Raw genomic sequence first — 13808 nt, forward strand, 5'->3', positions numbered from 1 at the left:
CACCCCCCTTTTAATGATATGTATTCTCATTAAGCTTATTTCTCTTTAATTGATCGTTAGTTATTATGTACTACTATCTCTGCTTTTTTGATCTGTGACAGTTCAGGGTGCGGAATGTGGGTTAAAAGCCTCCTCATGGATTAGTGTGGTGACAGATGGTAAAACGGCTTTTGAAGGAGTTTTACCACAAGGTTTTAGTCGTACTTGGAAAGCTAGTCAGCAGCTGATAGTAAAAACTAATAATGCTGGTGGGGTGTTAATGAGCGTGAATCGGCAGAAAGCCAAAGAAATGGGGGAAATTGGCAAAACCGAGGAAATCAAGATCGCTGCTGGACCAAACTAACCGGAAATCATCATCATCGTTAAATTTTGGCTTATTTTGGCTTTTGGCTTGATCTCAATCAAGGGTGGTTTGATCAAAAACTTGGGGTTTTCGTCTATTCAGTCAAACCAGGACAAAATAGCGAAAACATCAGTTTTTTTTCGCGTTTATTAGCCCAAATTTATTTAACTAACTTAGGATTGTCTAGGGGCGCGTCCACAACGCAGGGTGAGAGTTTTTAAGCGATCGCTTAATTCTTGGGTTAATACACCTGCTTGATAACGCCATTGCCAATTTCCCTCCGCTGTACTTGGAAAATTCATTCTTGCATCAGTTCCCAAACCTAATACATCCTGTAAAGGTATAATCGCCTGATTAGCGATAGAACTCAAAGCTAATCTAATTAAATCCCAGTTTATGCCGTCAGGACTAATACAACCTAAATACAACAATAAATTTTGCTTTTCGTAATCATTTGCAACATTAAACCAGCCCACAGTTGTATCATTGTCATGAGTGCCAGTATAAACTACAGCATTACGATTGTAGTTAAAGGGTAAAAAGGGATTTCCGGGATCAGAACCAAAAGCAAACTGTAATACCTTCATTCCTGGAAACTCAAATTGATCTCGTAGTGCTTCCACTTCTGGGGTGATAATCCCCAAATCCTCCGCAAGCACAGGTAACTTACCTAACTGCTTTCTAATAGTTTCAAATAAAGCCACACCGGGTGCTTTAATCCATTCACCATTCATAGCAGTTGTTTCACCTTGGGGTACAGCCCAATAAGCCTCAAAACCCCGGAAATGATCAATGCGAATGATATCTACATAATCCAGCATGGCCTCAAAACGCAGCACCCACCATTTAAAGTCTTGTTTTTGTAATTCTTCCCAATTATACACCGGATTTCCCCATAATTGACCAGTGGCACTAAAATAGTCTGGTGGGACTCCGGCCATTAAAGCCGCTGATCCTGTTTCCTCGTCTAGAGCAAATATCTCAGGATTAGCCCAGACATCAGCGCTATCATGGGCTACGTAAATAGGGATATCACCAATAATTTCTACACCATTTTCATTAGCATAGTTTTTCAGTTCTGACCATTGACGGAAAAACTCATATTGGACAAACTTATAATAAAAAATTTCTGCCGCTAACTCTTGTTCCATCGCAGCTAAAGCCGCTGGTTCACGCTTTGCCAATTCCGGCTCCCAATTATGCCAGCCTGCACCATTTTGGGCATCTTTAATAGCCATAAACAGAGCGTAATTATTTAACCAATAGCCTTTATCAGTACAAAACTTGGTAAAAGCTTGTTTTTGAGTTAAAGTTGCTTTAGTTTTAAAATCTTCACAAGCTTTAATCAGTAAATTAACCTTAACCGGGATAACTTCCTGAAAATCTACATAATCTGCTGGAAAATCTGGCAAATCAGCTAAATCGGCTGTAGTTAATAAGCCCTCCTCTAGCAACTTGTCGGGACTAATTAAAAAGTAATTTCCCGCCATTGCAGAATAGCACATATAGGGAGAATTACCGTAACCAGTCGGACCTAGAGGTAAAACTTGCCAATATTGCTGGTGACTATTTTTAAGAAAATCAATAAAATCATAGGCTTCCAGTCCTAAATCTCCAATACCAAAACGACTGGGGAAAGAACTGGGATGTAGTAGAATACCACTGGATCTAGGAAAAGGCATATTTAACCTGAAATATAGGAAAGGGTAATCGTTTATCAGTTACGCATCGAATTTATCATGGCATGGTTAGTCTTGACTGTTGTGATTTGTGAAGAAATAAGAAGATGAATCACAATAATCTATTGTACTCACTCAGATCCCCATTGAACAAGTCGAGGATCTATAAACCTACATATTAACAAATGAACAATGACTTATAGAAATCCTGCACCCACTGTTGATATCATTATTGAGTTAATTGATAGACCTCATCGCCCTATTATTCTCATTGAAAGACATAATGAACCTTTAGGGTGGGCGCTACCTGGTGGTTTTGTGGATTATGGTGAAACTGTGGAAAAAGCTGCAATTAGGGAAGCAGAGGAAGAAATAGGGTTAAAAGTAGAGTTAATTCAACAATTTTTAGTTTATTCTGATCCCCGTCGTGATTCTCGTCAGCATACAATTAGTATTGTGTTTTTAGCAACAGCTACAGGTCAACCTTTAGCGGGTGATGATGCTAAGGGTGTGGGTATTTTCGAGCCTTGGTGTGTTCCTAGTGATTTGTGTTTTGATCACGACCGGATTTTGCGAGATTATTGGCAATATAGAAATTATGGGATAGGTCCTAGATTGGGGTGAGGGATTTTAATATCATGTCCGGTTGAACACTGATCATATCTGTTGAGGCTGGTAATGGGTAATTGGTAATTGGGAAAAGGCAATACAATGACGAACTATATCGTCAGTGATTAGGCAGACACGATATAACAGTAAATTCATCTGAACCTAAGTAAATATAGGCAGGTATTAATTGCAAATAAAAAGATTTATTAAACCACTTATGTGACACAGTTTAACTAATCATTAATTGATAACAAACCAGGGGGAGGGGTAATTTCGACGCGACGATTTTCCAAATCCACAACAGGGACAATTTCCATCACAAAGGGAATTAAAACTGTTTTTCCGGCTTTATCTTCAGCAAAAGCAGAATCTAATTTTACTTCTAATAAATCATGACCTGAAGGTAATATATCTACCAGTGTTCCCACCAACTCCCCAGAAGATTGCATAAAAACCTGCAATCCTAGCAAGTCTATCACATGAAACTCACCCGCTGCCAATTTAGGGCGATCGCTTATAGGCACAAAGAACCGACAATCACGCATATTTTCAGCTTGAGAGCGATCGCTTACTCCTTTTAATCTAATCACATAGAGATTTTTACCCTCAATATAGCGTCCACTTAATAATTCTACAGGTTGAAGTTCCGTTTCCCCTGGACGTAATAACCAGCGTCTTCCTGGTTCTTCAAAGCGTTCGGGAAAATCAGTATCAGGATAAACCCGCAACTCCCCATTTAAACCTTGAGGTGCGACAATTTTACCAATTTCTAACCAATCATCAAGATTAGGAATTGGTTGAGAATGGGGTTTCTCAGCCCTTACCGCACCAGGAAGAGGTGATTTTTGAGCTTTTACCGCTGCTGGCTGCTTCCTGCTTCCCTGCAATATTTTCTTCGTGTTCTTTGCGTCTTCGTGGTTCATTTCTCTTACACACTTACAGCCGCAACTTGATAAACCTGTTCAGCAACCTTAGCTAAACGCTGCATACCGATAATAATCTCCTCATCACTACCAGTCAAACTAATTCTGAGACATTGGTGTTTGTGTTCCCATTCCTCTTGTAAACCGGGGAAGAAACTACTACCAGGAACAACAATCACACCAACTTTCTTTAATTCCTGGTAAAATTCCCAATCAGTCATGGGTAAATCTTGCAACCACAACCAGCCAAAAATCGCTCCTTCACCACGATGTAAGAACCAGGGTAAATTTTTTGGCATTGCCGATGCTAATGTACTTTCTAACACATCAAACTTTTGCTGGTAGAAAGGACGAATCACATTTTCAGCGATATTTGCTAATATACCTGATTCTATGGCGCGAGCGGCGATCGCTTGACCATATCGAGAAGAATGAATTCCCACATTAGTTTGGAAACATTCTAAGACCTGAATTAGCTTTTCATCACCAATAGCCACCCCAATGCGTTCTCCAGGTAATCCCGCCTTTGATAAACTCATACAGTGGAGGATATTCTCCCCAAATACGGGAGTCATGTCTGTAAAATTCAAAGCTGGGAACGGAGGCGCGTAAGCAGAATCAATTAATACAGGAACATGATGAGGTTCAGCTAAGGCGGTGATTTTGTTCACTTCATCACTAGTTAAAACATTACCAGTAGGATTACAAGGACGAGAAAAGATCACACAACCAGTATTTTCTGTAATGGAAAGTTGGTTAAAATCAGGACGATATTTAAAACGGTGTGCGTCCCTATCAATATCCAAAGTAGGCTTATAAGCGACTAAAGCTTCTGGGAACAAACAAACACCACCATAACCAGTATAATCTGGACTTAAAGGCAGGACAATTTCCTTTAAATTACCATCTTGAGTATAACCACCGAAAGCATTAGCGGCATAAAAATAGATAGTTTGACTACCCGCAGTAATTAAAATATTCCGGTCAGTTAAACTTAACCCATAACGCTGGTTAAAGTCCTTGACAATTGCGTCAATTAATGGTGAATAACCTTGACTTGAACCGTAACGACAAACAACCTCACCATATTCAGAACTAGCTAATAAATCTGCCGTACAATCCCGCCATAACTGTTCCACCTCTGGTAAAATCAGGGGATTCCCGGCACTCAAATTATATAATTCCTTTCCCTTACTAGCTCTGAGGGTTTCGTTAATATCTTTCATAATCGCTCTTACGCCAGTTAAGTTAGACATTTGAGCGCCAATTTTAGTAAGGGCAGGTTTGATCATGTTTATTACAGATTTCATTAATCGCCAAAGTGGGTAGTTGCAGCCAAGATCAAGTTTGTGGTCATAATCGCTAAAATAGCTGCTGCCTTCAACCAATCTAAACCGTAGTTAATCAGATAGGATATTTTTCTGGCAATGCCCACCACTTTAGCATACATAGAACAATTTGACAAGTAATCATCAAAAATATTCCTCTTCGCGCCTGGAGTGCCTCTGGGTGAGATAAAATTACGTAAATCCTCGCCAATCAAGAGAATCAAATGGAAATCAAAGCAGCAGTAGCATACAGTCCAGGAAAACCCTTAACAATTGAAACCGTCCAATTACAAGGACCACAAGCAGGGGAAGTATTAATTGAGATTAAAGCTAGTGGAGTATGTCATACGGATGCCTTTACCCTTTCTGGTGATGATCCTGAAGGTTTATTTCCGGCAATTTTAGGCCATGAAGGTGCTGGTATAGTTGTGGAAGTAGGGGCTGATGTCAAAAGTCTTAAACCTGGAGATCATGTAATTCCTTTATACACCCCTGAATGTCGTCAATGTGATTATTGCCTCAGCTTCAAAACTAATCTTTGTCAAGCAATTCGCAGCACACAAGGACGGGGTTTAATGCCAGATGGTACTAGTCGTTTTAGTATGGGTGGCGATATTATTCACCATTATATGGGTACATCCACCTTCGCTAATTATACGGTATTGCCAGAAATTGCTGTCGCCAAAATTCGAGAGGATGCCCCTTTTGATAAAGTTTGTTATATTGGTTGTGGCGTAACAACAGGTATTGGCGCGGTAATTTATACAGCTAAAGTAGAACCAGGTGCAAATGTAGTAGTTTTTGGTTTAGGGGGGATTGGTTTAAACGTCATCCAAGGAGCGCGAATGGTGGGTGCAAATAAAATTATTGGTGTAGATATTAATCCTAAAAAGCGGGCTTTAGCTGAAAAATTTGGTATGACAGATTTTGTCAATCCTCAAGAAATTGCGGGTGATTTAGTTCCTTATTTAGTAGACTTAACAAAAGGTGGTGCTGACTATTCTTTTGAATGTATTGGCAATGTTAATACCATGCGTCAAGCCTTAGAATGTTGTCATAAAGGTTGGGGTGTAAGTGTGATCATTGGTGTTGCTGGTGCGGGACAAGAAATCAGCACTCGTCCATTTCAATTAGTAACTGGAAGAGTTTGGAAAGGTTCGGCTTTTGGTGGTGCTAGAGGAAGAACTGATGTGCCAAAAATTGTAGATTGGTATATGGATGGTAAAATTAATATTGATGATTTAATTACTCATGTTATGCCGATAGAAAAAATTAATGATGCTTTTGATTTAATGCACAGGGGTGACTCTATTCGCAGTGTTGTGACTTTTTAGGTTTTTGTTTCGCGCTAAGACGCTAAGGAGCAAAGGCACAAAGTAAGAAAAGCTTTGTAATTAGGTTTAAGTTGACAAAAAAGATGTAGATTTTGATCCAGATGGATATCTGGTATATTTTACTTGCCAATCTACTTTCTATTATGTGACGTTAATGTGATCAGTAATAATCTCTAATTTGTCAATTTTCACAACTGGTAAACTGGTAAACTGGTAAACTGGTAAGAATTTTTATTTTTGGCTTATTTACCGATGTATCTTTATTCAGCCAACAGTCTTCTGGAGTGATTATGAGCGATTAGTACAACTGAATACTGACAAGCAATCAAGAATAATGATAAAGAAGGTAAAGGACAATAGAAGACCATAATTTATGGTTTAACTTGATGATGTTAAAAGTTTCCACAGTTAAACCGGAAAATGGTCAGAAGTTCGCTATGGTATTGCAAAGAAACAGCATCATGTAATGATAATGCCATGAACAAAACTGTTGAAGTTCACACCAGCGTGTCCGAACTAGTCCAACGGGCGCTAGAATTGATCCTGTCAAAAGTGGAAACTGCTATTAAGGAACGGGGACAATTTACAATTGCTTTATCAGGTGGCAGCACACCAAAACCTTTGTATGAAGCCATGGCCATGCAGGAGTTGCCCTGGGATAAAATTCATGTATTCTGGGGAGATGAGCGTTATGTGCCACCAGATCACCCTGATAGCAACGAACTGATGGCGCGACGTGCATGGTTAGATCAGGTTGCTATACCAGCAGCTAATATTCATGCTATCCCCACTTTGTCCGCTGATCCAGAAGTGGACGCAGCTAAGTATAACCAGCATCTGCAAACATTTTTTAATTCCGTATCTGGAGAGTTCCCGGCATTAGATGTAGTTTTATTGGGAATGGGTGATGATGCCCATACTGCATCTTTGTTTCCCCACACAGAGGCTCTCAATGTGTGCGATCGCTTAATTACTGTTGGTAACAAAGGGGACAGTCTCCGCATCACCTTTACTTACCCATTGATTAACGCGGCTCGCAGTGTGATTTTTATGGTTGCTGGTGCTAACAAAAGGCCAGCGCTGGCGCAAATTTTCGCACCAGTAGCAGATGATTTTGCTTATCCATCTCGCTTGATTAAACCCCAGGGAGAACTTTACTGGTTGCTAGATACAGCTGCTGGTTTAGAACTCAAAAGCTAAATGTTTTCACTCTAAGTAATTATTAGCATCAAAAGCTAAAGTTACTTCTGTGCTTGTCAGTAATATTTTTACAACGACCTTGACTAAGGCTTAAATCCATGATAGTTTGCCCTAATTGCAATCACCCTAATCCAGATGGGGCTGTTCAATGTGAAGCTTGCTACAGCCCGTTGCCAGCTACAGCTAAATGTCCTAATTGTGGAGCAACAGTACAGTCAGATGCAGCATTCTGCGGTCAGTGCGGTTATAACCTACATTTTCACGCCGCTGCGACAGCAGCAACCACAGTCGCGCCAAGTGCTGCTGCTAATATCCCTGTACAAGTACCGCCGGTTGCTCCTGATCCAATCATGGAACTATTAAAGCCCGATGCCTTGGGAATTGCGAATACCGCCAACCCTCCTGTTAGTGTTAATATACCGCCCATAGCACCCCCACCTGTAGCTGTAGTTCAGGAACAAGCCGTTTATGTTCCCCCCATAGCACCAAAACCAGAAGTTTATATTCCCCCTGTACTGACACCCCCACCCGTAGCTGTAGTTCAGGAACAAGCTGTTTATATTCCTGCTGTACCTGCACCTGTAGCACCAGAACCGGAAGTATATATTCCCGCTGTACTTACTCCTCCACCGGCACCTGTAGCACCAGAACCGGAAGTATATATTCCTCCTGTACTTACCCCACCACCGGCACCCGTAGCACCAGAACCGGAAGTATATATTCCTCCTGTACTTACCCCACCACCGGCACCTGTAGCACCAGAACCGGAGGCTTATATTCCCCCTGCTTATGTACCCCAGATAGATCCGCTGACAATTCCTGAAGTAGCCCCAGCCGCACCACCTGCCAAGGTGTCCAACACCCAATTACAACAGGTAGTGGCGCGGTTATTTCATGTTCAAGCTAACCAAGAAATAGAATTACCACAAAATCTCTCGGTTATTCATATTGGTAAGCCTAATGACCGCATTCCTCCAGATATTGATGTTTCAGGATTCGCAAATTCTGAGATTGTTTCCCGGATTCACGCAGATATTCGGATTGAGGGAGATGCTTGTTATATAGAAGATGCTGGTAGTTCCAATGGTACTTACATCAACAATTTACCCCTATTACCAGGAAATAGACATCGCCTCCGTCCCGGCGATCGCATTAGCTTAGGTAAGGGCGATTTAGTGACTTTCTTGTTTCAACTCTCTTAGGAACAGGTAATAGGTAATAGGTAATAAGTAATGGGTAATGGGTAATGGGTAATGGGTAATGAATATCTCTCTGCTCCCTGTCCCACTGCTATCATCACAATAGCTTATTAACTCTAGTTGCTAGTTATCCAATAAACTAGATAATTAGCAACTTGGGTAAAAACATGATTAATGATACAGAGTATATCAGGAAGGCTGAAGCGAATCGCGTCGAAATTCTCAGTGAAGCATTACCTTACATCCAACAATTCGCTGGTCGCACCGTTGTAGTTAAATATGGTGGCGCAGCAATGAAGGATAGCAACCTCAAAGATAAAGTAATTCGGGATGTTGTCTTTTTATCTTGCGTCGGCTTGCGGCCAATTTTAGTTCATGGTGGTGGTCCAGAAATTAATAGTTGGTTAGGTAAATTAGGAATTGAAGCACAATTTAAAAATGGTTTGCGTGTTACCGATGCACCAACCATGGATGTAGTGGAAATGGTGTTAGTTGGGCGTGTAAATAAAGAAATTGTCGCGCTAATTAACCAGGCTGGAGGTATGGCCGTAGGACTTTGTGGTAAAGATGGTAACTTAATTACGGCTCGTCCTCAAGGTGATGAAGGAATTGGTTTTGTTGGGGAAGTTAGCAGTGTCAATATCAAAATTTTAGAAACACTTTCTAGTAATGGCTATATTCCCGTAGTTTCCAGTGTTGCTGCTGATGAAACGGGACAGGCTTATAATATTAATGCTGATACCGTAGCGGGGGAAATAGCCGCAGCTTTGGGAGCAGAAAAATTAATTTTGCTCACCGATACCAGAGGAATTTTAAAAGATTATCATGACCCTTCTACCTTGATTCCGAAAATAGATATTCGGGAAGCGCGACAATTAATTGCTGATGGTATAGTTAGTGGGGGGATGATTCCTAAAGTGAATTGTTGTGTGCGATCTCTAGCTCAAGGGGTGAAAGCTTCACATATCATTGATGGTCGTATTCCTCATGCTTTACTGTTAGAAGTATTTACAGATGTGGGGATTGGGACAATGATTCTTGGTTCTCAGTTGAGACAATAATCAGGATTAATAGTTCTGGTGAATAAAATTCACGGCTACACAAACAAATTCCGCCTCCGCAGACTGCATAAAAACCAGAGATTTCTCACCCACGCAGGTGGGTTTTGTTTGTGTAGATGCGGTTTCTAACCGCCGATTTAACTAATAACTAATAACTAATGACTGAATAACTAATGACTACAGAAAGTTTAGAACTCGCTAGATCTCGTTACCAAATGGGGACAATTGCTTTTGAAAATGGTCAATATCGGGAGGCTGTAGAAAATTTAGAAAAAGCCAGCGCCCTATTAGGAAAAAATACCCGTTTTGCTGGAGAAGTAGAAATTTGGTTGGTGAATGCTTATGAAGCTGCGGGACGTTCAGAAGCAGCAATAAATCTTTGTCAACAACTTGTAGGTCATCCCCATTATGAAATTCGTCAACAAGCAAAGCGCCTAGTCTATATTTTAAAAGCACCCAAACTTAATCGTCCTCAAGAATGGATGACAGAAATTCCTGACTTTGGTATAGTTTCTGATCACAAATCGAAAATAGTTGTCAATTCCCAACCTAAAAAATCTCAATCTCAACCCAAATCTGTAGAACCAGAATATATTGATCTTAGCACGGTCAATACTAAAGATAATCGCTTTGTTTGGGTAGCTTTAATTGCTGTTTCTTTAACAATTTCCTATTTAGTTTGGTTAAGTTTTTAGCAAATAAGGAGAAACTACAATGAATGTATTCACTTTCATTAAGATAAAATCCGGATTTTTTTCAATTAGTAAAATTGGCAAAATTACCAAAATAAAACCTATTGTATTGATGGTAATACTTTCTTCATTGCTCCTATCTGGTTGTGTAAAATATGATTTAGGAGTAAATTTTAATAGCACAAATAATGGGGAATTAATACAGCATATTCAGTTAGCGGAAAAACTCACCATTTTTAGTGGTGATTATCTATCAGAATGGTTAAAAACTTTAGAAAATCAAGCGCGAACTTTAGGAGGTTCAACACAGAGAATTTCACCAGCAGAAATTATTGTTAAAATTCCCTTTACCAGTGCGAAGGAATTACAAGAAAAATTTACTGTATTTTTCAAAAATCGCAGTTCTCAAGATAGCAATAATTCGGAAATATCAGATATTACCTCAAGTTTGGTAGCAGAAGATAGGAATTTTTTCCTATTTTCTAGAAATCATCTAGTTTATGATTTAGATTTGCGTTCTTTGGCCATGCTTACCACCAAGAATAATAATTCAATTGTCAATTTAGATTTTAGTTTACAGACACCTTGGGGAACAAAAAACATTGACAATAATGAAAATGCTATTAAACCAGAAAAGCATGGTAATCAATTGATCTGGACACTTAAACCAGGTGCTATCAATCATATAGAGGTGGTGTTTTGGTTACCTAATTTCCTGGGAATTGGAACTTTGTTAATTATTGGATTTGTGTGGTTGGGGTTCTATTTGAGATATACGTTATTACCAAGTCCGAGTATTCAGTTAACGGTGAAAGAGTTGTAAAATATTGGCATCAGGATGTAATTACTTCCTGAAAATGTAAAATGTTGGGTTTTATCAACCCAACCTACAGAATTTAGTAGAATTAAAATAGCGATTGTACTATTGCAAATCAAGGAAAAATTTTATATATTTCGCTACGATGTGCAACTCTTTGACATCAAATAGTTTGAGTTTCTTGATCAAGAGTTAAACCAATTCTATAATCTCCTGCTCTAATTTTATATTTATCTTTGTCACCTTTCATTTTTCCAAGATAGCCTAACTCAAAAAGATTTTCTATTTCTAATTCAGTAAAAACAATTGCTTCTATCCCAGATTAAATCTCTTTAGGTAAAGATGCTAATTCTTTTAACAATTTCTTTGTATATTCAACTTTCTACATTGTTATTTTTAAGTAATTCTCAATATTTTAAAGCTTCATTTTTAGATAAAACTTCATCAGTTTCTACTTCTTCCATCAGTTTTGCTAATCCATAATTTTCTAAAATTTCCTCTATTTGTTGAAATTCAGTAATAGGAATTTGGACAGCAATTGGTTTTTGATTTTGATCTAAAACATAATTCTTATTGATTTGTAGCATTAATTTAACTCCTAAATCATTAGGTAGATTATAGCATATTGTCTGATAGCGTAGCGTGGCGCAAGCCATATCAGGATATCCAGGATTTTAGGATTTACAGGATGGGGTTATTTTTTATATTAGTTTTAGGGTGCGTTAATATAATGTAACGCACCATTATCTAAGATCACAGAAAGATATAGATTAATTTAGGTAACTCTTTCGAGATAATCATATTTCTTGTCTTCTACAGAAGCTAGTATTTCATGAAATTTTTTCAGAGAATAACTTTGTTTTTCATATTCATCTTTTGAAGGTGCATCTCCTAACTTTTCTATCATATTTTTACTTTCTTCAACAATTTTTTCTTTGAAAAAATCAATTAATCTTTGTCTATTAGTTATTATTCCTTTATTCAAATCAATAGCTTCAATTTCCTGTTCTTCTTCATCAACTTTGATTTTTATTTTATGAGATGCGCCTATTTCTGTGAAATCTGATTTAATTAATTTCTCATAGAATTGCTCTGAAAATTCTATGGTATCTGATGCTTCACCATTTTTGCTGTAAAATGTAATATCTAATGACATTATTCTACCTCCTGTGCTTCAGATTCTAAAAATTGTTCTTCTTCAATCTTTTCAGACCAAGCTATATCAGCTTGATCAAATACTTCTTTTGCCTGTTTGGTAATATATCCAGTAGTTAAAACTGCAATGATATCACCTTTATCTATGATTTTTTTAGCTAATGTAGAATGAATTACTTTTCTACTTTTTACTTCTATGTGAGGCATAATCAAATTATGAATTTTAGTCTTTTTTAATTTGACGAACTATTTCCTTAACTCTGGGAACATCTTCAGGATTAATACACAAGATATCTCCCTTTGAATCATTACCAGTAGTTCTTTGACATTCAATTCCTTCTTGCTGAAGTTTTTCAATTAACCACCCAATCATATTCTTATGAATGGTTAGTCTTTCTATCATTTTATCTTCGTCAGTTTGATCAGCCATTATCTAAGTAACTCCTTTTTTGTAGTTTCAAGATGTTCACAAGTTGAAAAACCTTTTTCAAAAAGTTCTATAATTTTCTTTTCAATTAGACTTTGTTCTTTATTTTTACATAAAAAGTCAATATAAACTTCCTTGTAAAAATTCTTTACATCTCCCGCAGTTAATTTTCTTGTTTGATACAATTCAAATAGTTGTTTTATGATTTCTTCAGGAGGTGAATATTTAATTGTATCACCTAAAGCCTCTAAATACTTATTAAAAGTATCTAAATTCATTTGAATCTGCATTTCTTTTTTTAAAGAAAATCTTCTAACAACTGCGGTGTCAATTTGTTCTGGAACATTGGTAATTCCAAAAATTAAAAGTTTGTTATCTTTACTAGGATGCAGGTTATCTAGTTCACCCATGAGAGTCGTCATAGCTCTCCTGATAGCATCATGTTCTTGAGTTCTACTTCTACTCATACAGAAAGTATCTAACTCATCTAATAACAGAAATACAGAAGAACCATTTTTACATTTACTTTTTAAATCATCAAAAATATCCCCTATATTACGTGAAGACTGGCCTAAAGCTGGATCAAGCATCCTTCCTACATCAACATAATAGAAGTTAATTTCATTAGTAACTTCTTCTCTTAACTTATGAAATAACGAATAACACAGTGTTGTTTTACCAGTATTAGGAACACCAGAAAGTAAGACAGATGGTTTTAAATCATAGTAGCTAAACTTTTGAAGTTGCTTTGTATCTGCTGTTAAACAGATTTTACAGAAATTAAAAAGATATTCAAACAAATCATCAACTCCAAAAAGCTCCTGATGATTTATTTTTTGTTTAATTTCCGCAGACGTTAATTGTATTAATCCATTACTCATGAGAGATAGAAACAGATAGAAATTTAAAACTTTATTTAGACTACATGAATTATATCATAATTACAATTGAATCCTACATAACATATATTAAAAATTTAATATTTCTTAAACTTCAAAAAATATCAGGTGGCAAGTTCTGTCCATCCCTAACTCTTGTAAC

16 protein-coding genes and 1 pseudogene are annotated in these 13808 nt (G+C 37.7%); 8 read left to right on the forward strand and 9 right to left on the reverse strand.

Going from position 1 to position 13808, the window contains the following annotated elements; translation table 11 throughout:
* Positions 1–121: 121 nt before the first annotated feature.
* Positions 122–343, forward strand: a pseudogene (locus FFO06_RS15780) (DUF4115 domain-containing protein); the annotation flags it as partial.
* Between the two features lie 173 nt (positions 344–516).
* On the opposite strand, the gene malQ reads toward FFO06_RS15780, so the two are convergent.
* Positions 517–2025: a 4-alpha-glucanotransferase gene (gene malQ / locus FFO06_RS15785; RefSeq protein ID WP_137908892.1), complete on the reverse strand. Its 1509-nt coding sequence runs from the start codon at positions 2023–2025 to the stop codon at positions 517–519.
* A 189-nt stretch (positions 2026–2214) separates the two neighbouring features.
* On the opposite strand from malQ, the gene FFO06_RS15790 reads away from it, so the two are divergent.
* The gene (locus FFO06_RS15790) at positions 2215–2646 is read left to right on the forward strand and encodes an NUDIX domain-containing protein (RefSeq protein WP_137908893.1); all 432 of its coding nucleotides are present in this window, start codon (positions 2215–2217) and stop codon (positions 2644–2646) included.
* Positions 2647–2864: 218 nt separating this feature from the next.
* Here the strand turns inward: FFO06_RS15790 and rimM are convergent, their stop codons facing one another.
* From rimM to FFO06_RS21220, 3 genes are read right to left on the reverse strand one after another with little or no spacing between them, the layout of a single operon-like run.
* Entirely contained in the window at positions 2865–3554 is a 690-nt protein-coding gene (gene rimM, locus FFO06_RS15795) for a ribosome maturation factor RimM (RefSeq protein ID WP_137908894.1), read from the reverse strand.
* A gap of 5 nt (positions 3555–3559) precedes the next feature.
* The gene (locus FFO06_RS15800; RefSeq protein ID WP_137908929.1) at positions 3560–4843 is read right to left on the reverse strand and encodes a valine--pyruvate transaminase; all 1284 of its coding nucleotides are present in this window, start codon (positions 4841–4843) and stop codon (positions 3560–3562) included.
* 20 nt (positions 4844–4863) lie between these two features.
* Entirely contained in the window at positions 4864–5004 is a 141-nt protein-coding gene (locus tag FFO06_RS21220; RefSeq protein ID WP_162501204.1) for a hypothetical protein, read from the reverse strand.
* A gap of 102 nt (positions 5005–5106) precedes the next feature.
* Here FFO06_RS21220 and FFO06_RS15805 point away from each other — a divergent pair, with 102 nt between their 5' ends.
* The 6 genes from FFO06_RS15805 to FFO06_RS15830 all read left to right on the forward strand — a co-directional run bounded on the left by FFO06_RS15805 (position 5107) and on the right by FFO06_RS15830 (position 11191).
* Positions 5107–6216: an S-(hydroxymethyl)glutathione dehydrogenase/class III alcohol dehydrogenase gene (locus FFO06_RS15805; RefSeq protein ID WP_137908895.1), complete on the forward strand. Its 1110-nt coding sequence runs from the start codon at positions 5107–5109 to the stop codon at positions 6214–6216.
* Between the two features lie 477 nt (positions 6217–6693).
* Positions 6694–7416 (forward strand): 6-phosphogluconolactonase, encoded by a 723-nt coding sequence (gene pgl / locus FFO06_RS15810; RefSeq protein WP_137908896.1) that lies wholly within the window; start codon positions 6694–6696, stop codon positions 7414–7416.
* Between the two features lie 98 nt (positions 7417–7514).
* A complete protein-coding gene (locus FFO06_RS15815; protein WP_137908897.1) occupies positions 7515–8618 on the forward strand; it encodes a double zinc ribbon and FHA domain-containing protein in 1104 nt (367 codons plus the stop codon).
* Between the two features lie 164 nt (positions 8619–8782).
* Entirely contained in the window at positions 8783–9676 is an 894-nt protein-coding gene (gene argB, locus FFO06_RS15820) for an acetylglutamate kinase (protein ID WP_028090507.1), read from the forward strand.
* A 173-nt stretch (positions 9677–9849) separates the two neighbouring features.
* The gene (locus tag FFO06_RS15825; RefSeq protein ID WP_137908898.1) at positions 9850–10371 is read left to right on the forward strand and encodes a tetratricopeptide repeat protein; all 522 of its coding nucleotides are present in this window, start codon (positions 9850–9852) and stop codon (positions 10369–10371) included.
* A 19-nt stretch (positions 10372–10390) separates the two neighbouring features.
* Positions 10391–11191 carry a DUF3153 domain-containing protein gene (locus FFO06_RS15830; RefSeq protein ID WP_137908899.1) on the forward strand — a complete coding sequence of 267 codons (801 nt, stop codon included), beginning with the start codon at positions 10391–10393 and terminating at the stop codon, positions 11189–11191.
* 401 nt (positions 11192–11592) lie between these two features.
* Here the strand turns inward: FFO06_RS15830 and FFO06_RS15840 are convergent, their stop codons facing one another.
* The 5 genes from FFO06_RS15840 to FFO06_RS15860 form a co-directional block, all read right to left on the reverse strand.
* Positions 11593–11841 carry a RelB antitoxin-like protein gene (locus FFO06_RS15840; protein WP_236097163.1) on the reverse strand — a complete coding sequence of 83 codons (249 nt, stop codon included), beginning with the start codon at positions 11839–11841 and terminating at the stop codon, positions 11593–11595.
* Between the two features lie 119 nt (positions 11842–11960).
* The gene (locus tag FFO06_RS15845; RefSeq protein WP_137908900.1) at positions 11961–12341 is read right to left on the reverse strand and encodes a hypothetical protein; all 381 of its coding nucleotides are present in this window, start codon (positions 12339–12341) and stop codon (positions 11961–11963) included.
* A complete protein-coding gene (locus FFO06_RS15850) occupies positions 12341–12547 on the reverse strand; it encodes a hypothetical protein (RefSeq protein WP_137908901.1) in 207 nt (68 codons plus the stop codon). The genes FFO06_RS15845 and FFO06_RS15850 overlap by 1 nt, the downstream gene beginning before the upstream one ends.
* 16 nt (positions 12548–12563) lie before the next feature.
* Positions 12564–12770 carry a hypothetical protein gene (locus tag FFO06_RS15855; RefSeq protein WP_137908902.1) on the reverse strand — a complete coding sequence of 69 codons (207 nt, stop codon included), beginning with the start codon at positions 12768–12770 and terminating at the stop codon, positions 12564–12566.
* Complete coding sequence (locus FFO06_RS15860) at positions 12770–13648, reverse strand: ATP-binding protein (RefSeq protein ID WP_137908903.1); 879 nt, start codon at positions 13646–13648, stop codon at positions 12770–12772. Before FFO06_RS15860 ends, FFO06_RS15855 begins: the two co-directional genes overlap by 1 nt.
* Positions 13649–13808 lie beyond the last annotated feature (160 nt).

The organism is Dolichospermum planctonicum, assembly GCF_005402965.1.
Classification (GTDB): Bacteria; Cyanobacteriota; Cyanobacteriia; order Cyanobacteriales; family Nostocaceae; genus Dolichospermum; species Dolichospermum planctonicum.

Excerpts from the sequence above, each read along its gene's own strand:
- rimM (WP_137908894.1), bottom strand. The coding sequence starts at position 3,554 with ATGAACCACGAAGACGCAAAGAACACGAAGAAAATATTGCAGGGAAGC.
- FFO06_RS15830 (WP_137908899.1), top strand. The coding sequence starts at position 10,391 with ATGAATGTATTCACTTTCATTAAGATAAAATCCGGATTTTTTTCAATT.
- FFO06_RS15850 (WP_137908901.1), bottom strand. The coding sequence starts at position 12,547 with ATGCCTCACATAGAAGTAAAAAGTAGAAAAGTAATTCATTCTACATTA.
- FFO06_RS21220 (WP_162501204.1), bottom strand. The coding sequence starts at position 5,004 with ATGTATGCTAAAGTGGTGGGCATTGCCAGAAAAATATCCTATCTGATT.
- malQ (WP_137908892.1), bottom strand. The coding sequence starts at position 2,025 with ATGCCTTTTCCTAGATCCAGTGGTATTCTACTACATCCCAGTTCTTTC.
- FFO06_RS15815 (WP_137908897.1), top strand. The coding sequence starts at position 7,515 with ATGATAGTTTGCCCTAATTGCAATCACCCTAATCCAGATGGGGCTGTT.
- pgl (WP_137908896.1), top strand. The coding sequence starts at position 6,694 with ATGAACAAAACTGTTGAAGTTCACACCAGCGTGTCCGAACTAGTCCAA.
- FFO06_RS15840 (WP_236097163.1), bottom strand. The coding sequence starts at position 11,841 with ATGGCTTGCGCCACGCTACGCTATCAGACAATATGCTATAATCTACCT.
- argB (WP_028090507.1), top strand. The coding sequence starts at position 8,783 with ATGATTAATGATACAGAGTATATCAGGAAGGCTGAAGCGAATCGCGTC.
- FFO06_RS15855 (WP_137908902.1), bottom strand. The coding sequence starts at position 12,770 with ATGGCTGATCAAACTGACGAAGATAAAATGATAGAAAGACTAACCATT.
- FFO06_RS15860 (WP_137908903.1), bottom strand. The coding sequence starts at position 13,648 with ATGAGTAATGGATTAATACAATTAACGTCTGCGGAAATTAAACAAAAA.
- FFO06_RS15845 (WP_137908900.1), bottom strand. The coding sequence starts at position 12,341 with ATGTCATTAGATATTACATTTTACAGCAAAAATGGTGAAGCATCAGAT.
- FFO06_RS15825 (WP_137908898.1), top strand. The coding sequence starts at position 9,850 with ATGACTACAGAAAGTTTAGAACTCGCTAGATCTCGTTACCAAATGGGG.
- FFO06_RS15790 (WP_137908893.1), top strand. The coding sequence starts at position 2,215 with ATGACTTATAGAAATCCTGCACCCACTGTTGATATCATTATTGAGTTA.
- FFO06_RS15805 (WP_137908895.1), top strand. The coding sequence starts at position 5,107 with ATGGAAATCAAAGCAGCAGTAGCATACAGTCCAGGAAAACCCTTAACA.